Origin of the sequence: Rhizobium sp. TH135, from assembly GCF_002855515.1 — a bacterium.
GTDB lineage: Bacteria > Pseudomonadota > Alphaproteobacteria > Rhizobiales > Rhizobiaceae > Allorhizobium.
On record NZ_PKRP01000002.1, the window covers coordinates 590,639 to 613,183 of the forward strand.

Sequence of the window (22,545 nt, forward strand, 5' to 3'; positions counted from 1 at the left end):
GAAGAAAAAAACGAGGCAGGCTTGTTTGCAAGCCTGCCTGGGACGATGTGTAGAGACTGGGATCCATGACGACTGACAGTGTGACCATCCTTCCGCCCACCCATGCCCTGACGGGCAAGGTGAGCCCTCCGGGTTCGAAATCCATCACCAACCGCGCGCTTCTCTTGGCAGGCCTCGCCAAGGGGACGAGCCGGTTGACCGGCGCCCTGAAGAGCGACGACACGCGTTACATGGCGGACGCACTGTGCCAGATGGGCGTGACCGTCGAGGAGCCGGATGCCACCACCTTCGTCGTCACAAGCACCGGCGAGTTGAAGGCGCCTGCCGACCCGCTTTTTCTCGGTAATGCCGGCACCGCCACCCGCTTCCTGACTGCCGCTCTGGCCCTCGGCCACGGTCGCTACGTCGTCGATGGCGACGAGCACATGCGCAAGCGCCCCATCAAGCCGCTCGTCGAGGCGCTGCAGTCGCTTGGCGTGGCCATCGCCGCCCCCTCGGGCTGCCCGCCTGTTGCGATCGACGCCAATGGCGCCTTCAAGAAGAACCACGTTGTCATCGATGCTGGTCTGTCGAGCCAGTATGTCTCGGCCCTGCAGATGGCAGCCGCCTGCGGTTCCGAGCCGTTCACCATCGAACTTGCAGGTGCCGATATCGGCGCCCGCGGCTACATCGACCTGACGATGTCGGCCATGCGTGCCTTCGGCGCCAAGGTCGAGCAGCCGACAGCGGCCTCCTGGCGCATCGAGCCGACGGGATACACCGCAACCGATTTCCACATCGAGCCGGACGCGTCTGCTGCGACCTATCTCTGGGGCGCGGAAGTGCTGACCAAGGGCCAGATCGACATCGGCACACCGTCTGACGCTTTCACCCAGCCGGATGCCAAGGCCTATGACGTGATCGCCCAGTTCCCGCACATGCCCGCCGTCATCGACGGCAGCCAGATGCAGGATGCGATCCCGACGATTGCCGTGCTCGCCGCCTTCAACGAGACGCCGGTGCGCTTCGTTGGCATCGAGAACCTGCGCGTTAAGGAATGCGATCGCATCCGCGCCGTCTCGACAGGTCTCAACAACATCCGCGAGGGCCTGGCGAGGGAAGAGGGCGACGACCTCCTGGTCTTCTCCGACCCCTCGCTCGCGGGCCAGTCGCTGCCGGCTGACATCGACACCTTCGCTGATCACCGCATCGCCATGAGCTTTGCGCTCGCGGGCCTGAAGATCCGCGACATTACCATCCTTGATCCCGCCTGCGTTGGCAAAACCTATCCCGGCTACTGGGATGCGCTCGCCTCGCTCGGCGTCGACCTCGTCAGGAACGACCAGAAATGATGTCTCTCCTCCGTCTGTGCTCCGCTTTCCTTCTTGTTCTCTGGATGGCATGCGGCGCGCAGGCCGAGGAAGTCATCCGCGATTACCACGCCGATATCACGGTGGCTCCTGATGCCACGATCGAGGTGACGGAAACGATCACAGTCTATGCTGAGGGGGACAAGATCCAGCGCGGCATCTTCCGCGATTTTCCGCTCTACGCCCAGGACGCACGCGGCTTCCGCCAGAAGGTCGATTTCGACCTGATCTCGGTCGAGCGGGACGGCCGCTCAGAGAACTTCCACACGGAAAACGTCACCGGCGGAATACGGATCTATACGGGGTCCGCTGACGTTTTTCTGCGTCCAGGCGAGTATGTTTACACGCTCACCTACCGGACTGGACGTCAAATCCGCTATTTCGACGATCACGATGAGCTCTATTGGAATGTGACGGGCACGGGCTGGTTGTTTCCTATTGATCGTGCCGGGGCCACAGTCGTATTGCCCGACGGTGCGGTCCCGACAAAGACCACCTTCTTCACCGGGCCTGTTGGCTCGCAGGCTCAGAATGCCCGTGAAGTCCCGGGATCGGATGGCCTTGAGTTTCAGACCACACGGCAACTCGGTCCTGGCGAAGGCCTGACCATCGTGCTCGCCTTCGACAAGGGCGTGGTCGCTGCCCCCTCGTCAGAAGACAGCACCTGGTGGTTCATCCGCGACAATCTCAACACGATCATCGGCTTTGGCGGCCTTGCCGTGATTTTCCTCTACTACCTGCGCTCCTGGGCAACGGTCGGCCGCGACCCGCCGAAGGGCGTCGTCATACCGCGCTGGGATCCGCCGGAAGGCATCTCGCCAGCGCTGGTCAACTACATCGATAACAAGGGCTTCTCGGGTGCCGGCTGGACGGCACTGTCCGCTGCCGCGCTCGATCTCGCGGTCAAGGGCTATGTCGAGCTCGACGATCTCGACAGCCGCATCACGATCCGCCGCACGGGCAAGGCCATTACCGGAAAGCTGCAGGCCGGCGAAGCCGCCCTCGTGGCGGAGATACCCTCTGCCGGGGACGCGCTCGTCATCGACAAGGCCAACGGCAAGAAGGTGCAATCGGTTGGCAACCGCTTCCGCCAGGCCATCGAGAAAGAACATCGGAACAAGTACTACAAAGGCAATGCCGGCTATACCTCGCTCGGCATCGGCCTCTCGATCGCCGTCGTCGCCTCGCTTTTCATCTTCGGCGACCTAAGCGAGGACGTCTACGCGCTGATCTTCGTCCCGACCTTCTTCTCGATCTTCTTCGGCACCTTCACCATCGGCCTCGTCAACATGTTCCGCGGCGGTCGCTCGCTGTTCAGCAAGATCATCGCCGTACTCGCGCTCGCACTGATCGGTTTCGTCGCGCTCTCGACCCTCGGGCTGATGCTGATCTCGATGTGGATGGATCTGGAGGCAACCCACCAGTTCCCGGTCCTCATTGCCTTCGGCGGCATCCTTCTGATCAACATGCTCTTCTTCTTCCTGATGGGCGCGCCGACCCCGCTTGGCCGCAAGTTGATGGACGGCATCGAGGGCCTGCGCATCTATCTGACGCTCGCCGAAAAGGACCGGATGAACATGGCCGGCGCCCCGACCATGTCGCCTAGCCACTTCGAAAAGCTCCTGCCTTATGCGGTGGCTCTCGGCGTCGAAAAGCCCTGGTCGCAAGCCTTCGAAACCTGGCTTGCCACGGCAGCAGCCGGCGCCGCGGCCGCCGCTTACAGCCCCGGCTGGTACCACGGCACAAATCCCGGCGGCTTTGGCGACCGCATCGGCGGCTTCTCCTCCTCCATGACCTCGACCATCGCCTCCACCATTCCGACACCCCCTCCTTCCAGCTCCTCGTCGTCCTCAGGCTTCTCCGGCGGCTCCTCCGGTGGCGGCGGTGGCGGCGGTGGCGGGGGAGGGTGGTAGCCACCCACCTCCCCCTTGCGGAGGGAGGTCGCCGCCAAGCGGCGGGTGGGGGTGACACGCTTTCAGCCGCCTGATCCACCAACCATTTTGCACGCATCCATGGATGACTTTTGCCGCGCGGCTTGCTAAGTCCGCCGCAGCCTTCTGCAACAAGCGAAAAAGTCTCAATCGATGCCCGATCTCCTGCTCGAACTCCGCTCCGAAGAAATCCCGGCCCGCATGCAGCGCAAGGCGGCTGGCGATCTGAAGAAGATGGTCACCGATGCGCTTGTCGATGCCGGTCTGACCTATGAGGGTGCGCGCGAATACTGGACCCCGCGCCGCCTGACGCTGGATATCCGTGGCCTCACGGCCCGCTCCGCCGATATCAAGGAAGAGAAAAAGGGCCCGAGCGTCTCCGCACCTCAGGGTGCCATCGACGGCTTCCTGCGCGGCGCGGGCCTCACCTCGATCGACCAGGCCATCGTCAAGACCGATCCGAAGAAGGGCGATTTCTATGTCGCCTACATGGAAAAGCCCGGCCGTGCGGCCGAAGAGATCATCGCCGATGCCATGCCCGGTATCATCAGGGCCTTCCCCTGGCCGAAGTCGATGCGTTCAGGCTTTGCCTCCATGCCCAAGGGCTCCGGCTATGGCGGCATCGAGGGCAAGGGCATGGAAAGCCTGCGCTGGGTGCGCCCGCTGCAGTCCATCGTCTGCACCTTCGGCCCCGAGCATGACGAAGTCCAGGTGATCCCCTTCGAGATCGATGGCATCGTGGCCTCCAACGTTACCTATGGCCATCGCTTCCACGCGCCGGATGCCATCGCCGTCAAGCGCTTCGACGATTATGTTTCGAGCCTGGAACGCGCCAAGGTCATCCTCGATGCCGAGCGCCGCAAGGACATTATCCTGCACGACGCCCGCGACATCGCCTTTGCCAATGGCCTCGACCTCGTCGAGGACGAAGGCCTGCTGGAGGAAGTCTCCGGCCTCGTCGAATGGCCGCAGGTTTTGCTCGGCACGTTTGAAGAGGACTACCTCTCGATCCCGGCCGAGATCATCCGTCTGACGATTAAGACCAACCAGAAGTGTTTTGTCGTGCGCCCGCAGGGTGAGAGCGACAAGCTTTCCAACCACTTCATCCTGATCTCCAACATCCAGGCCACCGATGGCGGCAAGGAAATCATGCATGGCAATGGTAAGGTCGTGCGCGCCCGCCTTTCGGATGCGCTGCACTTCTGGAAGCGCGACCAGGGCGACCTGCCGGACCTCGACACGCTACAGGCGTCGGCTGCCAAGTTCGATCTCGACCTGAAGAAGCCGCTCGACCAGCGCATGGCGAAGCTCGACGCGTTGAACGTGACCTTCCATGCCAAGCTCGGCACGCAGGGTGAGCGCGTCGCGCGCATCCGCGAACTGGCCAAGGTCCTGGCGCCGATCGGCGGCGCCGATGCTGCCCTCGTCGACCGCGCCGTGGTGCTCGCGAAGGCTGACCTTCGTACTGAAGCCGTCGGGGAATTCCCGGAACTCCAGGGCGCCATGGGCCGCAAATATGCGGCTTTGCAGGGGGAAGACGCCTCCGTCGCCGCTGCGATCGAAGACCACTGGAAGCCGAACGGACCGTCCGACCGCCTGCCGGAAGACAAGGTGGGCCTCACCGTCGCGCTCGCCGACAAGCTCGACACATTGGTGGGCTTCTGGGCGATCGACGAAAAGCCGACGGGCTCGAAGGATCCCTATGCGCTGCGCCGTGCAGCACTCGGCGTCGTGCGCATGATCCTGGAGAAGGGCATTAGGCTGCCCCTGGCGTCCGTCGCCAAGGATGCCGACCTCCTCTCCTTCTTCCACGACCGCCTCAAGGTCTATCTCCGCGACCAAGGCGCCCGCCACGACATCATCGATGCCGTGCTGACGCCTGAGGCCGACGATCTCCTGATGGTCGCCCGCAAGGCCGAAGCCTTGACCGCCTTCATCACTTCGGAGGACGGCCTGAACCTGCTCGCCGGCACCAAGCGCGCCACCCAGTTGCTGGCTGCCGAAGAGAAGAAGGGTACCGTCGTCGCCGATGGCGTCTCGGAAGCGCTGCTGAAGCTCGACGCGGAAAAGTCCCTCTTCGCCGCCATCCAGTCAGCGTCAAAGTCGGCAGCTGACGCTGTGTCATCGGAAGACTTCCGCTCCGCCATGCAGGCACTCTCGACGCTCCGCGGCCCGGTCGACAAATTCTTCGAGGATGTCCTGGTCAACGACGAGGACGCCGCCATCCGCGCCAACCGCCTGGCGCTCTTGAAGGCGATCCGCGAGGCGACAGCAACGGTCGCAGACTTCTCCAAGATCACAGGCTGACGATTTGAGACCCCGCTTCGGCGGGGTCTTTTCGATTGATAATGGTAGCCTATATGTTACCATATGGCCATGGAGATCGGTGAATTCCTCGACGATCAAGGACGCAGTCCCTTCGGGCTCTGGTTCGAAGGGCTGGACTCCATGGCTGCGGTTCAAGGTGACGACGGCTATCACCCGCATGTCGCTAGGAAACTTCTCCAATGCCAAGGGGGTGGGCGAAGGTGTCCTGGAGTATCGCATCGATTATGGACCCGGTTACCGCATCTACTTCGGCAGAGACGGCGATAGACTCGTCATTCTGGTCGCCGGTGGAACCAAGAAGCGGCAACAGGCAGATATCAAGACGGCGCAGGCTCGTTGGGCAGAATACAAAAAGCGAAAGGCAGGCTGAGATGGCTTTGACGAGGGATTTCAAGGAAACCGTCCGCGATCGAGCGCAGTCGGATCCGGCTTTTCGCGCCGCACTGCTGAGCGAGGCGATCGAGCTCCTGCTGTCGGGTGATGTCGAAACCGGTCGCGCGCTTTTGCGCGATTATATCAACGCCACGATCGGCTTTATCGAGTTGGGCCAGAAGTCCGGTCTGCCGCCCAAGAGCCTGATGCGCATGTTCGGCCCGTCCGGAAATCCGCGCGCCGACAATCTCTTCGCCGTCATCCGCCTTCTGCAGGACGAAACCGGCGTTCAGATCGCCGTGAAGGCGGCATAAACTCTGATGCCCCCCAAAATCCTCATCAGTGCCTGCCTCCTTGGCCGCCCTGTCCGTTACGACGGCAAGGGCAAACCCCTCCACGATCCCCTGATTGAACGTTGGAAGGCCGAGGGACGGCTCGTCGGTTACTGTCCCGAACAGGCTGGTGGCCTGCCGACACCCCGTCCACCCGCCGAGATTGAAGGCGGCATGAATGGAGAGGATGTGCTGGCCGGTCGTGCCCGGGTGCTGGAAGTCACGGGCGGCGATGTGACCGAAGAATTCATCCAGGGTGGGAAAAAGGCCGTGGCCTTTGCCCGCGAGCAGGGATGCGCCGTAGCGCTCCTCATTGATGGCAGTCCGTCCTGCGGATCCGGCTTCATCTATGATGGCTCGTTTTCCAGCACCCGCCATCCCGGCTTCGGCGTTACCGCAGCCCTCATGCGCCGGGCCGGGATCGAGGTCTTCTCCGATCGAGAACTAGGCCGGCTCGAAGCGCGCCTCGCAGATCTCGCCTGAAACGAGAAAGGCCGCCGGATTGCCCCGGCGGCCTCTTTGTTTCCAATATGGTCCTGGCCTCAGCTCGCCATGCGATACTGCTGCTGGCCGGCGCCGGCCTGGCTGGTCTTGAAGCTGCGGATCAGGCTCAGCAGGTCGCCTGTGTCGTTGGCGAGAACCTCGGCAGACGCCGTGGTTTCCTCCGCCATGGCTGCGTTCTGCTGGGTGGCCTGGTCGAGCTGGTTCATCGAGGCCGAGATCGAGCGCAGAGTCGTGTCCTGCTCCTGGGCGCTGTGCGAGATCTTCGAGACGATGTCGTTGGCGCTGGCGATCTGGTCGGAGATCCGCTTCAGCGCCTCACCGGTCTGGCCGACCAGCTGCACACCCTGTTCGACCTGGGCCGACGAGCGGGCGATCTGATCCTTGATCTCCTTGGCAGCCGCTGCCGAGCGCTGGGCGAGCTCACGTACTTCCTGCGCAACAACCGCAAAGCCCTTGCCGCTTTCGCCCGCACGGGCCGCTTCGACGCCGGCGTTCAGGGCGAGAAGGTTGGTCTGGAAGGCGATCTCATCGATCACGCCGATGATCTTGGTGATCTCGGCCGAAGACTGCTCGATACCGCTCATCGCATTGATCGCCTTGCCGACGATCTCGTCGCTCTGGCGAGCTTCGGCGCTGACGGTGCCGACGCGGTTGGCGGCTTCCCGCGCACCATCCGCCGTCTGGCGGACAGCGACGGTAAGCTCGTCGAGAGCGGCGGAAGTCTCTTCGAGGTTCGCTGCCTGGCGTTCGGTCCGGGTCGCAAGTTCACCCGAGGCGCGGCGGATCTCTTCCTTCGAGACAGCGATGTCGTTGCCCTTCAGGTTGACGCGGGCCATCGCCTCTTCGAGGCGGGCAAGCGCATCATTGAAGTTGTCGCGCAGACCGGCATATTTCGACCCGAGATCCGCGCAACGCACGGTCAGGTCACCATGGGCAAGCTGCTCGAGCGACTGTCCGATCGTGGCGACCACATGCGCCTGCTGACGGGCTTCGGCGAGCTGGGCCTCTGCATTCTGGGTGCGCTCACCGTCGAGCTCGCGCTGCTGTTCTTCCTGGCGCGCGGTCAGTGCATGGCGCTCGCGCACCTTGTCCTGAAGGCTCTTGGTGGCCTTGGCCATCATGCCGATTTCGTTGCTCATGTCGGTATGCGGAATGGCGATGCTGACATTTTCGTCGGCGACCGCTTCCAGCGCATCATGGATCGCCTTGAGCGGCGTCGTGATGTTGCGGATGACGATGTACGCGGCAATCAGCGCCAGCACAAAGATACCGGCAGACCAGCTGATCGTCTTGATCACGCTGGAGCGGATTTCGGCCTTCAGGTCGTCAGTGTAAAGGCCGGTCACGATGACGACCTTCCAGGGTTCAAAGGCCTTGCCGTAAGATGCCTTCGGATAGGAGCGATCCTCCGGATCCTTGCCCGGCTTCGGGCCGATGAACTCGACGAAGCCGCCGCCCAGCTGGCCCAGACGAACCAGTTCGTCACGATAGGCAAAGCCATTGGCGTCGGGCTTGCCCTTGTTGCTCTTGCCCACATCCTTCGAGGTCGGGTGGAAGAGCATCACGACGTCGTAGTCGTATCCGAAGAAATAGCCGTCCGGCTCGAACCGCATCTTGTTCAGCATGTCGTAAGCCCGGGTCTTGGCCTCCTCGACGGTGAACTCGCCTGCGACCGCACGGTCGTTGAAGTCCTTCAGCACCGAGAGAGCAGTCTCGACCTGGGTGCGCAGAAGTTCATAGCGCTGCTGGTAGATCGTCGTCGTCGACGAGCGGACCTGGAAATAGGTGGCGGCGGCGAAGGCCGCCATGAGCCCGCCGATCAGCAGGATCAGCTGGAGCGATATCCGGAGATTTTTCATGGGCGAGAGAGCTTTCGTCTGTCGAGCGGTTCGGGCGCCAGTGAGATGGATCAGTCGAACGGATCGGCACGTCATGTCCCGAAGATTTGGGACACAGTCTCGCCCCCAAAGATTGAGAGGGCTTTAAGCACCTTCGAATATCGGGCTATTAGAATGGATGGGTAAATTATTGGGGGTAACGGCATAACGCCCGGGACTGGGCCGGGCGTTATGTCCGTGTCGACCACGAGAAACCGCCGCGCCCGGATCGTTTGGCGGGCGGATGGGGATCAGTTGAGACGAAGCTCAAAGCCGGCAAGCGCAGGCGCGGCCTTCTCGTCAGCGGGGACATCGACCGCAGCGGTCGTCGCGTCATGGTCGATCTCGCTCGGCGCAGGCAGGGCGCCAGCCACGACCATCGAGCCGTCGGTAGCCCAGCCGGCTGCAGAGCTGTAGACAACCACGGGCGAACCGCCAAACCAGCTTTCGACGCGCTTCAGTTTCTTTTCGCCATCCACGTCGACCACTTCGGCAGTCTGGTTGCCAGTCGGGATGGCGGGCACCGTATAGTCCGACTTACCGATCCTCTGTTCCGGAGCCGGGCAGTGGCCACACGCCACGGCAAGAATGCTCGGCTGGGTCGTCGCAAGTCCTGTAACGGTCAAGATCGAGCCTGCCGTGGCGGGCGTGGCCAGCATGCTGGCGGCTAGGATCATGGATGTCGAAACGATACGGCGCATCACGTTTTTCCCCGATTGTTGGGAAGAACATTAGCAACCGTTTCTTTCGATCCGGTCAGAAGCATCGATAAAATTTGAACGAACGGACGGATTCCCGATCGAAATGCGGCTGAAACCCCGTGATATCAGGCCTTTTCGCGGGCGATCGCCTGCCAGCCGATGTCGCGGCGGCAGAAACCGTTGTCCCACTGGACCGCGTCGACCAGCCGGTATGCGGCGGCTTGAGCCTCCGCGACCGTCGCGCCGCGCGCCGTGGCGTTCAGCACGCGCCCACCGGTCGCAACAAGCTGGCCGTCCTTGAGTGCCGTTCCCGCATGGAAAACCTTGGCGCCCTGGCCGGCTTCCGGCAGAGCAGCGATCGGCGTCGCCTTTTCATACGAGGCTGGATAGCCCTTGGAGGCAAGAACGACGGTGAGCGCCGGGTCATCGCTCCATTCGGCCGTCACCTGATCCAGCGTGCCGGTGGCAGACGCGTAAAGGATCGGCAGCAGATCGCTCTTCAGCCGCATCATCAGCACCTGGCATTCCGGATCGCCGAAGCGGACATTGTATTCGATCAGCTCCGGCCCCTTGGCGGTGATCATCAACCCCGCGAAGAAGACACCCTGGAAGGGATGGCCCATCTCGGCCATGCCGCGCATGGTCGGCTCGATGATCTCCTTCATCGTCCGCTCGACCATCTCTGATGTCATGACGGGAGCCGGCGAATAGGCGCCCATGCCACCGGTGTTCGGGCCGGTATCGCCATCACCAACCCGCTTGTGGTCCTGCGCGGTTGCGAGCGGCAGAAGGGACTTGCCGTCGGAAAGGCAGAAGAAGCTTGCTTCCTCACCATCAAGAAACGCCTCGACCACGACTTCGGCGCCAGCGGCCCCAAACGCGCCTTCGAAGCAATCGTCGATGGCAGCCAACGCCTCGTCGAGCGTCATGGCAACCGTCACGCCCTTGCCGGCAGCAAGACCATCGGCCTTGATGACAATAGGTGCGCCCTGTTCGCGCACATAGGCTTTTGCCTTCGGCGCATTGTTGAAACGCTGATAGGCGCCGGTCGGAATGTTGAAGCGGGCGCAGACATCCTTGGTGAAGCCCTTGGAGCCCTCAAGCTGGGCAGCGGCTGCAGACGGCCCGAAGACGGCAAAGCCCGCCTCGCGCAGCCGGTCGGCAATGCCGGCGACCAGCGGCGCTTCCGGCCCAACGACGACGAAGTCGATCGCCTTGTCCTTGCAGAACGCGACGACCGCGCCGTGATCCTCAGTATCGAGGGAGACGAGTTCCGCCTCTTCCGCGATGCCGGGATTGCCGGGGGCTGCATAGAGCTTGGTGAGATCAGGCGACTGGGCAATCTTCCAGGCCAGCGCATGCTCGCGTCCACCCGCTCCGATCAACAAAACCTTCATCACCAGCCTCCAGTGCCACAAGGGAATGCCCGGCGGTTAAGGGGGAAGGGGGCAAAGGTCAAGCCGAATTGACCTCCAAAGGCCATGCTTTCCTGTGAAGTGGGCCGCAGGCCCGTTGCCTTGCCGCATTCGCCCGCTATGGTCCGCCGCTTACCAGATCAGACGGATGACCCATGGCCGACGACATCAGATCCATTGCCGCCCTTATCGCCACCGAGATCAACGCCCGGCCTGACCAGGTCACATCGGCCGTCGGACTGCTTGACGAGGGCGCCACGGTTCCCTTCATCGCCCGCTACCGCAAGGAAGTGACCGGCGGTCTCGACGACACGCAGCTGCGCAATCTCGCCGAACGGCTGATCTATCTCCGCGAGCTTGCCGCCCGCCGCAAATCGATTTTCGAAAGTATCGACGGCCAGGGCAAGATGACCGACGACCTCGCCCGCAAGATCGCCCAGGTCACCACCAAGGCCGAACTCGAAGACCTCTATTTGCCTTATAAGCCGAAGCGCCGCACCCGCGCCGAGATCGCCCGCGAAAAGGGGCTGCAGCCGCTGGCCGATGCGATCCTCGCCGACCGCACCAGCGACCCGCAGAAGCTGGCCACGGCTTACATCACCGAAGAAGTCCTCGACGTGAAGGCAGCCCTCGAAGGTGCCCGCGACATCATCGCCGAACAGATCTCCGAAAATGCCGATCTCATCGGCCGACTGCGCAACGACATGAAGGACCGCGCGATCCTTTATTCCAAGCTCGTCGACGGCAAGGCCGAGGCGGGTGCCAAGTTCTCCGACTATTTCGACCATTTCGAACGCTGGGCAACCGTGCCCGGTCACCGGGCGCTCGCCATGTTGCGCGGCTGGAACGAGGAATTCCTGTCGCTCTCGATCGAAGTCGACCGCGACGACACGTCCCCGATCAAGACCAGCCAGCGCATGATCGCCAACGCCTACCAGGTTGCGGCCAAGGGCCCCGCCGACCAGTGGCTCTTGGAGGTCGCCGGCTGGACCTGGCGTGTGAAGCTCTCCGTGTCGCTCTCGCTTGACCTGATGCGCGAACTGCGCGAGCGGGCCGAGGAAGAAGCGATCCACGTCTTTGCGCGTAACCTGAAGGACCTGCTGCTCGCCGCCCCCGCTGGCTCCCGCCCGACCATGGGCCTCGATCCGGGCATCCGCACCGGCGTCAAGGTCGCGGTGGTCGATGGCACCGGCAAGGTCGTCGAGACGACGACCGTCTATCCTTTCCAGCCGCGCAACGACATTCGCGGCAGCCAGACCGAACTCGCGAGCCTCATTCGCAAGCACAATGTCGAGCTGATCTCGATCGGCAACGGCACTGGCAGCCGCGAGACGGAAAAGCTGGTGGCCGACATGCTCGCCCAGTTTCCGTCAACCGCGCCAAAGCCCACCAAGGTCATCGTGTCTGAAGCCGGCGCCTCGGTCTATTCGGCCTCGGAAACCGCAGCCAAGGAATTCCCCAATCTCGACGTCTCCCTGCGCGGCGCCGTCTCGATTGCCCGCCGCCTGCAGGATCCGCTCGCCGAACTCGTCAAGATCGAGCCGAAGTCGATCGGCGTCGGCCAGTACCAGCATGACGTAGACCAGGGCCGCCTCGGTCGCTCGCTGGATGCCGTCGTCGAAGATGCGGTGAATGCCGTCGGCGTCGATGTGAACACGGCATCCGCCCCGCTGCTCGCCCGCGTATCGGGTCTCGGCAAGACGACGGCCGAAGCCATCGTCGCCCATCGCGACGAGACCGGCCCCTTCGGCAGCCGCAAGGATCTCCTGAAGGTCCCGCGCCTCGGTGCCCGCACGTTTGAGCAATGCGCCGGCTTCCTGCGCATCCCGAACGGTAAGGAACCGCTCGACGCCTCCTCAGTCCACCCGGAAGCCTACGGCGTGGCGAAGAAGATCGTCGCCGCCTGCGGTCGCGACCTGCGCTCCCTGATGGGCGACAGCGCCACCTTGAAGAGCCTCGACCCCAAGCGTTTCATCGACGAGCAGTTCGGCCTGCCGACGGTGAAGGACATTCTCGCTGAACTGGAAAAGCCCGGCCGCGACCCGCGCCCGTCCTTCAAGACGGCGACCTTTGCCGAAGGCGTCGACGAGATCACCGACCTCAAGATCGGCATGACGCTGGAAGGCACGGTCACCAACGTCGCCGCCTTCGGCGCCTTCGTTGATATCGGCGTGCATCAGGATGGCCTGGTCCACGTCTCCCAGCTCGCCGATCGCTTCGTCAAGGATCCGCATGAGGTGGTGAAGGCCGGCGATGTCGTGAAGGTTCGCGTCGTCGAAGTCGACGTCAAGCGCAAGCGCATCGCGCTCACCATGCGGAAAGATGGTGGCGAGGCGCAACAACCCTCCATGCGCGGCGATGCCAAGGGCAATGCCAGCGCCATGAAGCATTCCAACGCCCGTCCGCCGAAACCGGAACAGCCGGCGATGGGTGGCCTCGGTGCAGCACTTGCCGAAGCCATGCGCAAGAAATAACCGGAATACAGAAACAGGCCGGAGCTCATCACTCCGGCCTGCCCATCGCCCCTCGAAAACGGCCTCTCAATGGGAGGCTGCACAGTCCTTGCAGAAAGGTGTGTGCGGCACGGCTTTCAGCCGTTCGATCGAAATCGGCTCTCCGCATGTCATGCATTGACCATACTGCCCTTTGGTGATGCGATCCAGCGCGGCGTCGATTGCTCTCAACTCTTCCTCGCCGACCTGGCCGAATTCCTCCAGCACTTCGTCGTTCTCCGCCTCTGTGGCCCGCTCCGCGCTATCGGCGCTTTTCAGCGTGCCGAGGTCGGTGTCGATCTTCTTCAGCCGCCGCTCGATCTCGTCCTTGCGAGCCAGCAGGATGCGTTCGAAATGAGCTGTGTCCATGGCCTGTACCGGGTTGTCCATCATCTCACCTGTCGACCAGCACGGAAATCTTGGAGTGACGGACCAGGCGGTCAGCCGTCGCGCCGATGAAGTAGTTGGAGAAGTCGGGCACATGCGAGCCGACGACGATCAGGTCGGCCTTGTGCTCCTCGGCTGTTGCCAGGATCTCGCGGGCAGGGGCACCCGAGCGGATCTCGATATGGGCTGCAACACCGGTCTTCTGCTTGAGAGTGACCAGCTTGGCCTTGGCGTCGTTGATGGCGCCTTCGATCAGGTCAACGGGCACATCGATGGCGAGATAGCCCGGAATGTCCTCGATGATGGTCACGAGCACGATCTCGCCGCCGTCATCGAGCAGGGACTTGGCCTTGGCCAGGATCTTCTCGCCGATGGCGATGGCAGCCGGATCGACTGGAACGATGATCTTCTTGTACATTGTTCTCTCCTTTGTCACCCGCCGGGTGTTTCCTCTTTATGGCGAGACAATGCGTCCGGGCGGCACATGCCGCATTGATCAGGATCAACTTTGACGCGGTCGTCGTCGTCAATCTTTATCGAACGATCTTTCGAGAAAATGCCCGCTTATGTGAACGATGGTTTGCACCATATAAGGAGATATCGCCGCCAAACGGCAGATGGAGAGACCCGATGACCGCCGTATCCGAACACACCGAATCCTTTGCCCTGAGCCGTCCCGTCCATGTCGGGCGCGCCCATCTCGTTGTCCGCGACCTCGAAACGATGGCTGGCTTTTACGAGCAGGCGCTCGGCCTGAAGCGCATCGAACAGAGCGCAAGCGGTGTCGAACTCGGCGCCGGTGACCGCGTTCTCCTGACCCTGACGACGCGCGGCGATGCTGCCCCGTCACCTCGCAATGCCGCAGGCCTGTTTCACAATGCCTTCCTGATGCCGGATCGTGCCGAGCTGGCGCATTGGCTTGCCCACGCCGCCCATCTCGGCCTGCAATTCGACGGGGCAAGCGACCATTTGGTGAGCGAGGCGATCTACCTGTCCGACCCGGAAGGCAATGGCATTGAGGTCTATCGGGACCGCAGTCCGACAGAATGGACCTACCACGCCGATGGCACGGTGGAGATGGCAACCAACCGCCTCGACCTCCAGGCGCTTTACGACAGCGCCGCCAAGACCCCATGGGGTGGCATGTCGCCCGAGGCAGCGCTCGGCCACATCCATCTCCAGGTCGGCAGTGTCCCGGAGGCGGACCGCTTCTATGAAGGCGTGCTCGGTCTGAAGAAGATGGCGAGCTATCCGGGTGCAAGTTTCTTTGCAGCTGGCGACTATCACCACCATGTCGCCGCCAATGTCTGGAACAGCCGCAACGCACCCGCCCGCACCACCGCAATGGCCGGCTTGCAGGACTATACGCTCGCCTTCAACGACAAGCAGACCCTCGACAAGGTTCTGGCAACGCTGGAAGGACTGGAGATCAGGGTCGACCGCAGTGCCGAGGGCCATCGTCTCACAGATCCCTGGGGCATCGGCATCACCCTCGTCGGCGGAAACGCCTGACCTGACAGGGGCCGGGATCGGCCCCTGCACACCCTCTATTTCCCCAGGTGGAACGGAAATTGTTCCCGAACGTTGAGAGGCATCTCGAAGGGGGAACAACGTCGTGTTCAAGTCAACTCAGCCTGCCAATTCTCATCGGAGGACGTCCGGTGAACATTGAAGTTCCTCAAGAAGCCAAGCCGTCCCGCAAGGTCCGTTTCCACAAGACGGGCCTTGATTACGTCGTCTCCTGGAGCGTCGTCGGTCTCTTCGCCATCTTCGCCCTCATTTCGCTGCACCTCGCCTCGTTCGTGCTGATCCCTCTCACCATGGCGATTGTTGTCGGCCTGATCCTCGGGCTTGCGGCTGACCGCCTTGGAAACCTCGGCGTTCCCCCCACGCTGACGGCGATCATTCTCTCCAGCCTCTTCCTAATGATCATCCTGTTCCTGGTCAGCATCGTCTGGACGCCGGTCAATATGCTGATCGAAAACGGGCCTGATATGATCAACCGCACGGTTGAGTATCTGCAGCAGATCCCGTGGCTGGAGCGTCCTATGGCGGCACTCTCGCGTGGCCCCGATTCGATGGAGGCCATGCTGCAGAACTCCGGCACCATTCTGTCGACCGTGGCGACGGGCGTCGGGCCGGCACTGGTCCAGCTCTTCATCTTCATCGCGGGCCTGCTGCTGTTCCTGTCGTCGCGCCTGCCACTTCGCCGCGCCCTGATCCGCGCCTTCTCGCGACGCGATCGCCGCCTGAAGGCAATCCGCATGCTGAACGAAGTCGAGGAATCGCTCGGCTACTACTTTGCAACGGCCGTCATCGTCTATGGTCTGTTCGGAGCGGTGGCCGGCGTGGTCGCCTTCGTCGGTGGCCTCGGCAATCCGGTGCTCTGGGGCGTTGCGGCCTTCCTGTTGAGCTTCATTCCCTTTCTCGGCATCGCCATGGTGACCGTCGCCATGGCGGTGAGCGGGTTGCTGGTCCATGAAGGTGTCCTGATCGGCCTTCTGCCGGCCTTCATCTTCTTCATCCTCGACGGCGTTCTGGAAAACCTGCTGATCCCTTCCGTCATGGGCAAGCGCCTGGAGATGAACGCCTTCATGCTCTTCATCGCCATCGTCTTCTGGACCTGGCTCTGGGGTGCCGTGGGCGCGATGCTCGCCGTTCCGCTCACGCTGATCTGCATGACGCTTTATTCTGGCCTCATGCCTCAAACCAAGCTCCAGCCCAACCTGCCGGGCTGAGTGTCATCCGGTCGTCATGGGCCATCCGTAAGGCTCCGCCCCGAACAGCAAGCGGTGCAACCCATGACGACTGACACTCCCTGCCTGAGGCTCGGCATCATTGCCGATCCGCAATATGCCGACCTTGACCCCAATCTTGTCTCCGATCGCTACTTCCGCCGCTCGCTCGACAAGTTGCGCGCCGCTGTCGATCATTTCAACAGCCAGGATCTGGATGCCGTCCTAGTTCTGGGCGATCTCATCGATCGGGGGTGGGAGAACTTTGAGCCCGTCCTCGAGATACTCGACGGTCTGGAAGCACCGCGTATTCTCTTGCCCGGCAATCACGACTTCCTGGTCGAACCCGATCGCCTGACGGATATCCATGCTGCACTCGGCATGCCCGCTCCCTATCACGAAGTGGAGCTCAAGGGCGTCCGTCTGCTGGTGACCGACGGCAGCGAGATCTCGCTCTTTGCCCCGCCGGAAGGGGATGAGCGGCGTGCCGAGGCTGAGAAACGTCTGGCTGAGTTGAAGGAGAAGGGTGCACCGAACGCCCATCACTGGAATGCCGGCATCTCCGACAGCCAGATAACCTGGATTGCCGAGCGGCTTGCGGACGCCGAGGCCAGCGGCGAAGATGTCATCCTCCTCGGTCACTATCCCGTCTATCCGTCGTCTGATCACACGCTCTGGGATGCCGAGGAGCTTGCCGCGCTGATCGCCGGTTCCTCATCCGCACTTGCGTACCTATGCGGCCACCATCACGTCGGAAATTATGCCGAGCTGAACGGCGTCCACTTCGTCAATTTTTGCGGCATGGTCGACACGGAACATGAAAATGCCTTCGCCGTCCTTTCGGTCTTCGATGACCGAATTGAGATTGCCGGGCATGGCCGCGAGCCGGATAGGCGTCTGGAGCGGACAATCACGAAGCAGCGGTGAGTTAGCCTTTCCTGACAAATCGCTGACAGCAACTTGACGCAAATTCGTCATAGATATCCGAAAGTTGCCTGGGCTGGCGCCTATCACTGCTTTGTGACTTCAAACGACAGTTCCGAGGTTGCAAACATGTACGGCTCGCTAACGATCGCCGGTGCGCCCGGCCGAACTCTGGAGAAAAGCTGATGAAGTTGAAAGTCGTTCTGTCCGCCGCGGCGGCGATCTGTCTTGGCGTGTCCGCAGCGATCGCTGCGGGCGAACCGCAAGTCGTCCGTCAGGAAGAAATGAAGAAGGTCGGCGGTGCCATGGGCGCGCTCGGCGCCATCGCCAAGGGCGAGAAGCCCTATGATGCAGCAGCCGTGACGGCCGCGCTCACCACACTGGCCGAAGTCAGCAAGACCTTCCCCGACCACTTCCCCGCCGGCAGCGAAACCGGCATGGACTCCGAAGCTGCCCCCGCGATCTGGCAGAACATGGATGACTTCAAGGCCAAGTCGGCCAAGCTCACCGCCGCTGCAGAAGCGCAGCTGGCATCCATGCCGGCCGACCAGGCAGGCGTTGGCGCTGCCATGCAGGCCATTGGCGCCACCTGCGGCGATTGCCACCAGACCTATCGCCTGAAGAAGTAAGAACCTCCCGGCGGGCGTTATCCGGCAATTCGGATCGCCCGCCGCATTGCGCTCAGTGGGCGCAGCACTGAGACGATGGAGGCCGGGATGGCATCGACTTTGGTCAAGGGATTGGGCACGCTTGCCGCGCTCGGTGTTGCCGGTTTCGGCGCGTTCCTGCTGATTACAGCGCCCGATCGTCAGGATGCTGCCGTCTGGGCCAATCTCGGCGAACCTGATCTCGCCCATGGTCGGGAGGTCTTCTTCGCCGGTGGCTGCACAAGCTGCCATACCCCGGCCGGTGCGACCGGCGACGCACGGCTCATCCTGTCCGGTGGTGCGCCGCTGAAGAGCGATTTCGGCACCTTCCATGCCCCCAACATTTCCAGTCATCCGGAAGCCGGCATCGGCGCCTGGACGCTTGCTGAGTTCGGCGACGCGATGACCCGTGGCGTGGGCCGCGAGGGGGAACATCTCTACCCGTCCTTCCCCTACGGCTCCTATGTGCGCATGACGCCTGAGGATATCAACGATCTCTACGGGTTCATGAAGACGCTGCCCGCCAGCGACGCCGTGGCCCCGCCGCACGAACTGGGCTTCCCCTTCAACCAGAGGGTCGTGCTCGGTGGCTGGAAATTCCTCTTCTTCACCGATGCCCCGCGCGTCGAGCTGGCCGATGCCTCCGACATGGTCAAGCGTGGCCAGTATCTCGTGGAAGGCCCCGGTCATTGCGGCGAATGTCACACGCCGCGCAATGCGCTCGGCGGCTTCCTGTCCGATCAGTGGCTGGCCGGTGGGCCGAATCCGGAAGGCGAGGGCTCGATCCCGAACATCACGCCCGGTTCGAAAAGCATGGGTTCCTGGAGCGAAGGCGACATCGTGACCTATCTGGAGAGCGGCTTCACGCCCGATTACGACAGCGTCGGCGGCTCGATGGTCGAGGTCCAGAAGAACATGGCGGAGCTGACCGCCGCTGACCGCGAGGCGATTGCCGCCTATCTCAAGGCCATTCCCGCCGTGCAGTAATCTCTCACGATTCTGTTCAGCATCGCGCAAGCCTTGCCTGTCATCCTTCTGTCGTCGAAAAGACTGTGGAGGGGATATGAGCATTGAACGCCGGCGGATGGAGTATGCGCTCCGGTCCCTGCTCGACAACTATCCCGATCCTGCTTTGCATCGATGGGTGCACGAGACTGTCGGCGCCTTCGAAAAACGCCTCTCGGCCATCGTCGATCCGCGCGAGCGCGATCATGCCCAGCAGGCAGCCCTTATCCTGATTAAGACGACACTACAGAAGTGGTCGGAAAACCCGCCCGTCAGGCACTGACGCTCGGCAATCTATTCAGCGACGATGTTCGGCGGCAAAGGCTGCCAGTTCCGCCTCGGCCTCTGGCCCATAGAGATCCAGCGCCTTTAGCACCTCGATCGTGAATGTGTCGGGCGACGATCCCGCTGCAGTGACGATCTTCCGATCGCCCACTGCCTGCGGCTGGTCGATGTAATGGGCCTCGCCACGATAGCCGGGATGCTTCTGGTGCGAGGCGAGTGAATTTCCGGTATGCGCGACGTCGTCGAGAACGCCGGTCGCGCCGAGTGCGCTGGCAGCCGCACAAATCCCGCCCAGCACCTTGCCCTTGTCGCGGAATTCAGTCGCAAGCGCGGTAAAGTCGAACGCCACACCCTTTTCCCAGGCATAGCCGCCCGGAATGATCAGCGCGTCGAACTGTTTGGCATCGATCGCGTCAAAGCCGATGTCGGGCGTCACCTTCAGGCCACCCATCGAGACCACGGGCTTTCCATCCGGGCTCGCCGTCACGACTTCGCAGTCGAGCCAGTATCGCGTGGCTGCCATCAGGAGCGCAGGCTCCCAGTCGGCGTAATCGTTCTGAAGGGCAATCACGATGCGGGCCATGATAGGTCTCCTCGCGTCTGTCCGTTACGGCTCAGCTAAGTGCCTGCAGGTAACGCATGCCGGTCACCGGCCGCGGAATGAAGTCCATGTTCTCGTAGAAGCGATGCGCGGCGAAATTTCCGGTGGCGGCGGAGACCGAGAGGAAGTCACAGCCCGAGGCACGCGCAATCTGCTTGGCGCGGTCGACGAGATGCTGGCCGATGCCGTTGCCGCGCTGGCCGTCACGCACGAAGAGATGATGAAGCTCCATGCCGCGCTTGCCTTCCTGCGCCTTGTAAAGCGGCACGAGGATGGCGTAGCCGATCAGGCCCTCTTCGCCGCTATCGGCAACCAGCGCCTGGATCCAGGGCATCGGCCCGAAAAGGTCGCGCTCCAGCACTTCTGGCGTCATCGCCGAGGCATCGCCATGGTGCTGGGCGAGCGCCAGGATCATTGCGTTGAGTTCTGGCAAGTCGCGCGGCTTGGCGTGGCGAATGGCCACGATCGGCGGGCGGGGGAGGGTCAGGTCTGTATCTTCGGTCATGTCACTTTCCCTTGGTCTCATTTCGTGCCGTCAGGGGGAAAGTCGTCCGGAAAACAACAAGGCCGCCTGACGGCGGCCTGTTGACAATATGATCTTGTCAGGCCGCCGGTTACCGGTAGGCCCAAAAATACGTGCAGGAGATGTTTGCGCGGATGTCGATCATGGCGGCTGTGATGCGCCGAATTGAATCGATTGTCAACGGGGGAGGCGAGGTGTTTCCGGCTTGTTAGTATGCTATAGTTCTGACGATTGGAGATCGCAGATATGACGATCAGTCTGAAGCTCGATGACAGTGACCGCGAGAGGATCGAACGCCAGTTAGCGAGCGGTCGTTTTGCCGATGCCTCTGCCGTGGTCAGTGCTGGGCTCGAACTACTCGAAGAGCTTGGCGGTGCGAGAGACCACTGGCTTGACGTTGAAGTTCCCGCCCGTTTCGCCGATGCCCAAGCAAACCCTGATCGCCTGATCTCCGGCGACGAGATGTTCGCGCGCCTTGAGGCTCGCCACCACAGCCGCCAAAGCGATCGATAGCATGACGCGGCCGCTGATTGTTCATCCTGATGCGGCCGAGGAACTCAATCAGCTCTATGATTACATCGCCGAACAGGCGGGACCGGCGCGCGCCTGGATGTATGTCAGTGCCATCAGGTCTTTCCTAAACGATCTCTGTACCTATCCGGAACGCGGGAGCCTACGTGGCGGCGTTGTGCAGGGACTACGCATTATCGGCTTTCGCCGGCGCCTCAGCATTGCCTTCGTGGCGCGAGAAAACTATGTTTTGGTCCTCGGCTTCTTTTATGCGGGTAGAAATATTGATCCAACCCTCCTGACTGAGCGGGTTAGGTCTACCACGAGCCGTTGAGCTTTCCCTGTTGGTCGCCCCGAATTGCAGCCGCCCTCAATGCTCCTGATCGCACAGCCCGTGATCCGACAGTGCCCGGATCACATAACAATCGCCCACCGTATGGCATTCGCCATGCGAGACGATCCGGGCAAGCTCCGCTTCCAGCTTCTTCAGCCGCGCGATCTTCTCTCTGACATCGTCGAGTTGCTCGCGTGCGATACGATCCGCCCGCTCGCAGGGTTCTTCCGGGTGTCGGCTGAGTGTGAGCAGCTCCCGGATCGCCTCGATCGGAAAGCCGAGATCGCGGGCATGGCGGATGAAGGTCAGCCGGTCGAGCTCCCTCTTTTCGTAGCGCCGCTGGTTGCCTTCGGTTCTATCCGGCGCCGAGATCAGACCCATCTGCTCGTAGTAGCGGATGGTCGGCACTTTCACGCCAGCGCGCTTGGAGAGATCGCCGATCGAATACATGAAAAAACCTCTTGAACCTCTAGTCACTAGAGATCCTAAGGTTGATGCGTGACCACATCAAGACCAGAAGGATGAATCATATGAGTGCTGCCTGCGGCCATGACCACGCCCCTTTCGACGGCATGTCCGAGATCTATAAGCGCCGGCTCTGGCTGGTGATCGGCATCAACGCCGCCATGTTTGCTGTCGAGATGACGGCGGGACAGCTCGCCCGTTCCCAGGCGCTGCAGGCCGACGCGCTGGATTTCTTTGCCGATGCCGTGACCTATGGCATCTCGCTCGCCGTCATCGGCGCGTCCTTGAAGACCCGCAGCATGGCTGCCGCCGCCAAGGGTGTCAGCCTCTTCCTGATGGGCCTCTGGGTCTTCGGCTCCACCATCTGGCGTGTCTTTCAGGGCGGCGTACCTGAGGCGCCGGTCATGGGAGTGATCGGCTTCCTGGCGCTCGCGGCCAATGTCGCAAGTGTTCTCTTGCTGATGTCCTACAAGGACGGCGATGCGAACGTCCGCTCTGTCTGGCTCTGCTCGCGCAATGATGCGATCGGCAATGTCATCGTCATGATTGCCGCCGTCGGTGTCTGGGGCACAGCCACTGCTTGGCCCGACCTGATCGTCGCTGGCATCATGGCGGGTCTGTTCCTCAGCTCCTCGGTCCAGATCCTCTCTCAGAGCCTTGCCGAATGGCGCGCCGGCCAGCCGGTCACACTGTCCTCGTCCTGCTGCGGTGTAGGCGAGACGAGCCATGGACATGATCACGAGGGCCACGCGCACACTCACGAAGAGGCTTCAGATCACAAGCATGCTTGATAAGCCGATGGCTGTACGCAAGAAGGCCGGCCTGGCA

General features: G+C 62.3%; 23 protein-coding genes and 1 pseudogene. 16 read left to right on the top strand and 8 right to left on the bottom strand.

Annotated elements, in window-relative coordinates; all coding sequences use genetic code 11:
* The first annotated feature begins 65 nt into the window (after positions 1-65).
* From C0V73_RS07820 to C0V73_RS07845, 6 genes and pseudogenes are all read left to right on the top strand, one after another.
* Positions 66-1,331 (top strand): 3-phosphoshikimate 1-carboxyvinyltransferase, encoded by a 1,266-nt coding sequence (locus C0V73_RS07820; protein ID WP_102019417.1) that lies wholly within the window; start codon positions 66-68, stop codon positions 1,329-1,331.
* Positions 1,328-3,262, top strand: a complete 1,935-nt coding sequence (locus tag C0V73_RS07825) for a DUF2207 domain-containing protein (protein ID WP_102019418.1) — start codon at positions 1,328-1,330, stop codon at positions 3,260-3,262. The genes C0V73_RS07820 and C0V73_RS07825 overlap by 4 nt, the downstream gene beginning before the upstream one ends.
* A 171-nt stretch (positions 3,263-3,433) precedes the next feature.
* On the top strand, positions 3,434-5,587 hold the full coding sequence (gene glyS, locus C0V73_RS07830) for a glycine--tRNA ligase subunit beta (protein WP_102019419.1): 2,154 nt from the start codon (positions 3,434-3,436) through the stop codon (positions 5,585-5,587).
* Between the two features lie 69 nt (positions 5,588-5,656).
* Positions 5,657-5,978 (top strand): annotated as a pseudogene (locus C0V73_RS07835) (type II toxin-antitoxin system RelE/ParE family toxin).
* 1 nt (position 5,979) lies between these two features.
* A complete protein-coding gene (locus tag C0V73_RS07840; protein WP_102019420.1) occupies positions 5,980-6,294 on the top strand; it encodes a transcriptional regulator in 315 nt (104 codons plus the stop codon).
* Between the two features lie 6 nt (positions 6,295-6,300).
* Complete coding sequence (locus C0V73_RS07845; RefSeq protein ID WP_102019421.1) at positions 6,301-6,795, top strand: DUF523 domain-containing protein; 495 nt, start codon at positions 6,301-6,303, stop codon at positions 6,793-6,795.
* Positions 6,796-6,854: 59 nt separating this feature from the next.
* Here C0V73_RS07845 and C0V73_RS07850 read toward each other — a convergent pair whose 3' ends face one another.
* From C0V73_RS07850 to purD, 3 genes are all read right to left on the bottom strand, one after another.
* Positions 6,855-8,675 carry a methyl-accepting chemotaxis protein gene (locus C0V73_RS07850; RefSeq protein WP_102019422.1) on the bottom strand — a complete coding sequence of 607 codons (1,821 nt, stop codon included), beginning with the start codon at positions 8,673-8,675 and terminating at the stop codon, positions 6,855-6,857.
* A gap of 269 nt (positions 8,676-8,944) precedes the next feature.
* Complete coding sequence (locus C0V73_RS07855; protein WP_102019423.1) at positions 8,945-9,394, bottom strand: plant virulence effector HPE1-like domain-containing protein; 450 nt, start codon at positions 9,392-9,394, stop codon at positions 8,945-8,947.
* Positions 9,395-9,519: 125 nt separating this feature from the next.
* The gene (purD, locus tag C0V73_RS07860) at positions 9,520-10,791 is read right to left on the bottom strand and encodes a phosphoribosylamine--glycine ligase (RefSeq protein ID WP_102019424.1); all 1,272 of its coding nucleotides are present in this window, start codon (positions 10,789-10,791) and stop codon (positions 9,520-9,522) included.
* Between the two features lie 173 nt (positions 10,792-10,964).
* On the opposite strand from purD, the gene C0V73_RS07865 reads away from it, so the two are divergent.
* The gene (locus C0V73_RS07865; RefSeq protein ID WP_102019425.1) at positions 10,965-13,283 is read left to right on the top strand and encodes a Tex family protein; all 2,319 of its coding nucleotides are present in this window, start codon (positions 10,965-10,967) and stop codon (positions 13,281-13,283) included.
* Between the two features lie 66 nt (positions 13,284-13,349).
* Here the strand turns inward: C0V73_RS07865 and C0V73_RS07870 are convergent, their stop codons facing one another.
* Together C0V73_RS07870 and C0V73_RS07875 are read right to left on the bottom strand one after the other, a co-directional pair.
* Positions 13,350-13,670 (bottom strand): TraR/DksA family transcriptional regulator, encoded by a 321-nt coding sequence (locus C0V73_RS07870; RefSeq protein WP_172450109.1) that lies wholly within the window; start codon positions 13,668-13,670, stop codon positions 13,350-13,352.
* Between the two features lie 25 nt (positions 13,671-13,695).
* Entirely contained in the window at positions 13,696-14,106 is a 411-nt protein-coding gene (locus C0V73_RS07875) for a universal stress protein (protein ID WP_102019426.1), read from the bottom strand.
* A gap of 212 nt (positions 14,107-14,318) precedes the next feature.
* Between C0V73_RS07875 and C0V73_RS07880 the strand changes: the two genes are divergently transcribed.
* The 6 genes from C0V73_RS07880 (at position 14,319) to C0V73_RS07905 (ending at position 19,282) form a co-directional block, all read left to right on the top strand.
* Positions 14,319-15,200 (top strand): VOC family protein, encoded by an 882-nt coding sequence (locus C0V73_RS07880; RefSeq protein ID WP_102019427.1) that lies wholly within the window; start codon positions 14,319-14,321, stop codon positions 15,198-15,200.
* A gap of 149 nt (positions 15,201-15,349) precedes the next feature.
* A complete protein-coding gene (locus tag C0V73_RS07885) occupies positions 15,350-16,426 on the top strand; it encodes an AI-2E family transporter (RefSeq protein WP_102019428.1) in 1,077 nt (358 codons plus the stop codon).
* 63 nt (positions 16,427-16,489) lie between these two features.
* Positions 16,490-17,350 carry a metallophosphoesterase gene (locus tag C0V73_RS07890; protein WP_102019429.1) on the top strand — a complete coding sequence of 287 codons (861 nt, stop codon included), beginning with the start codon at positions 16,490-16,492 and terminating at the stop codon, positions 17,348-17,350.
* A gap of 182 nt (positions 17,351-17,532) precedes the next feature.
* The gene (locus tag C0V73_RS07895; protein WP_102019430.1) at positions 17,533-17,976 is read left to right on the top strand and encodes a cytochrome c; all 444 of its coding nucleotides are present in this window, start codon (positions 17,533-17,535) and stop codon (positions 17,974-17,976) included.
* A gap of 87 nt (positions 17,977-18,063) precedes the next feature.
* Positions 18,064-18,981, top strand: coding sequence for a cytochrome c (locus tag C0V73_RS07900; protein ID WP_102019431.1), 918 nt, complete (start codon positions 18,064-18,066; stop codon positions 18,979-18,981).
* Positions 18,982-19,057: 76 nt separating this feature from the next.
* Positions 19,058-19,282 carry a hypothetical protein gene (locus C0V73_RS07905; protein ID WP_172450100.1) on the top strand — a complete coding sequence of 75 codons (225 nt, stop codon included), beginning with the start codon at positions 19,058-19,060 and terminating at the stop codon, positions 19,280-19,282.
* 15 nt (positions 19,283-19,297) lie between these two features.
* On the opposite strand, the gene C0V73_RS07910 is transcribed toward C0V73_RS07905, so the two are convergent.
* Both C0V73_RS07910 and C0V73_RS07915 read right to left on the bottom strand, forming a co-directional pair.
* Positions 19,298-19,867 carry a DJ-1/PfpI family protein gene (locus tag C0V73_RS07910; protein ID WP_102019432.1) on the bottom strand — a complete coding sequence of 190 codons (570 nt, stop codon included), beginning with the start codon at positions 19,865-19,867 and terminating at the stop codon, positions 19,298-19,300.
* A 31-nt stretch (positions 19,868-19,898) separates the two neighbouring features.
* Positions 19,899-20,390 carry a GNAT family N-acetyltransferase gene (locus C0V73_RS07915; RefSeq protein ID WP_102019433.1) on the bottom strand — a complete coding sequence of 164 codons (492 nt, stop codon included), beginning with the start codon at positions 20,388-20,390 and terminating at the stop codon, positions 19,899-19,901.
* A gap of 264 nt (positions 20,391-20,654) precedes the next feature.
* On the opposite strand from C0V73_RS07915, the gene C0V73_RS07920 reads away from it, so the two are divergent.
* Both C0V73_RS07920 and C0V73_RS07925 read left to right on the top strand, forming a co-directional pair.
* Positions 20,655-20,921 carry a type II toxin-antitoxin system ParD family antitoxin gene (locus C0V73_RS07920; RefSeq protein WP_102019434.1) on the top strand — a complete coding sequence of 89 codons (267 nt, stop codon included), beginning with the start codon at positions 20,655-20,657 and terminating at the stop codon, positions 20,919-20,921.
* Position 20,922: 1 nt separating this feature from the next.
* Positions 20,923-21,252: a type II toxin-antitoxin system RelE/ParE family toxin gene (locus C0V73_RS07925; protein ID WP_102019435.1), complete on the top strand. Its 330-nt coding sequence runs from the start codon at positions 20,923-20,925 to the stop codon at positions 21,250-21,252.
* A gap of 36 nt (positions 21,253-21,288) precedes the next feature.
* Here the strand turns inward: C0V73_RS07925 and C0V73_RS07930 are convergent, their stop codons facing one another.
* Positions 21,289-21,702 (bottom strand): helix-turn-helix domain-containing protein, encoded by a 414-nt coding sequence (locus C0V73_RS07930; RefSeq protein ID WP_102019436.1) that lies wholly within the window; start codon positions 21,700-21,702, stop codon positions 21,289-21,291.
* Between the two features lie 80 nt (positions 21,703-21,782).
* Here C0V73_RS07930 and C0V73_RS07935 point away from each other — a divergent pair, with 80 nt between their 5' ends.
* A complete protein-coding gene (locus C0V73_RS07935) occupies positions 21,783-22,508 on the top strand; it encodes a cation transporter (RefSeq protein ID WP_102019437.1) in 726 nt (241 codons plus the stop codon).
* Positions 22,509-22,545 lie beyond the last annotated feature (37 nt).

Coding starts and splice junctions, on each gene's coding strand:
- purD (WP_102019424.1), bottom strand. CDS start 10,791: ATGAAGGTTTTGTTGATCGGAGCGGGTGGACGCGAGCATGCGCTGGCC.
- C0V73_RS07870 (WP_172450109.1), bottom strand. CDS start 13,670: ATGGACACAGCTCATTTCGAACGCATCCTGCTGGCTCGCAAGGACGAG.
- C0V73_RS07930 (WP_102019436.1), bottom strand. CDS start 21,702: ATGTATTCGATCGGCGATCTCTCCAAGCGCGCTGGCGTGAAAGTGCCG.
- C0V73_RS07845 (WP_102019421.1), top strand. CDS start 6,301: ATGCCCCCCAAAATCCTCATCAGTGCCTGCCTCCTTGGCCGCCCTGTC.
- C0V73_RS07820 (WP_102019417.1), top strand. CDS start 66: ATGACGACTGACAGTGTGACCATCCTTCCGCCCACCCATGCCCTGACG.
- C0V73_RS07895 (WP_102019430.1), top strand. CDS start 17,533: ATGAAGTTGAAAGTCGTTCTGTCCGCCGCGGCGGCGATCTGTCTTGGC.
- C0V73_RS07900 (WP_102019431.1), top strand. CDS start 18,064: ATGGCATCGACTTTGGTCAAGGGATTGGGCACGCTTGCCGCGCTCGGT.
- glyS (WP_102019419.1), top strand. CDS start 3,434: ATGCCCGATCTCCTGCTCGAACTCCGCTCCGAAGAAATCCCGGCCCGC.
- C0V73_RS07875 (WP_102019426.1), bottom strand. CDS start 14,106: ATGTACAAGAAGATCATCGTTCCAGTCGATCCGGCTGCCATCGCCATC.
- C0V73_RS07890 (WP_102019429.1), top strand. CDS start 16,490: ATGACGACTGACACTCCCTGCCTGAGGCTCGGCATCATTGCCGATCCG.
- C0V73_RS07880 (WP_102019427.1), top strand. CDS start 14,319: ATGACCGCCGTATCCGAACACACCGAATCCTTTGCCCTGAGCCGTCCC.
- C0V73_RS07915 (WP_102019433.1), bottom strand. CDS start 20,390: ATGACCGAAGATACAGACCTGACCCTCCCCCGCCCGCCGATCGTGGCC.
- C0V73_RS07935 (WP_102019437.1), top strand. CDS start 21,783: ATGAGTGCTGCCTGCGGCCATGACCACGCCCCTTTCGACGGCATGTCC.
- C0V73_RS07920 (WP_102019434.1), top strand. CDS start 20,655: ATGACGATCAGTCTGAAGCTCGATGACAGTGACCGCGAGAGGATCGAA.
- C0V73_RS07905 (WP_172450100.1), top strand. CDS start 19,058: ATGAGCATTGAACGCCGGCGGATGGAGTATGCGCTCCGGTCCCTGCTC.
- C0V73_RS07840 (WP_102019420.1), top strand. CDS start 5,980: ATGGCTTTGACGAGGGATTTCAAGGAAACCGTCCGCGATCGAGCGCAG.
- C0V73_RS07825 (WP_102019418.1), top strand. CDS start 1,328: ATGATGTCTCTCCTCCGTCTGTGCTCCGCTTTCCTTCTTGTTCTCTGG.
- C0V73_RS07855 (WP_102019423.1), bottom strand. CDS start 9,394: ATGCGCCGTATCGTTTCGACATCCATGATCCTAGCCGCCAGCATGCTG.
- C0V73_RS07865 (WP_102019425.1), top strand. CDS start 10,965: ATGGCCGACGACATCAGATCCATTGCCGCCCTTATCGCCACCGAGATC.
- C0V73_RS07910 (WP_102019432.1), bottom strand. CDS start 19,867: ATGGCCCGCATCGTGATTGCCCTTCAGAACGATTACGCCGACTGGGAG.
- C0V73_RS07925 (WP_102019435.1), top strand. CDS start 20,923: ATGACGCGGCCGCTGATTGTTCATCCTGATGCGGCCGAGGAACTCAAT.
- C0V73_RS07850 (WP_102019422.1), bottom strand. CDS start 8,675: ATGAAAAATCTCCGGATATCGCTCCAGCTGATCCTGCTGATCGGCGGG.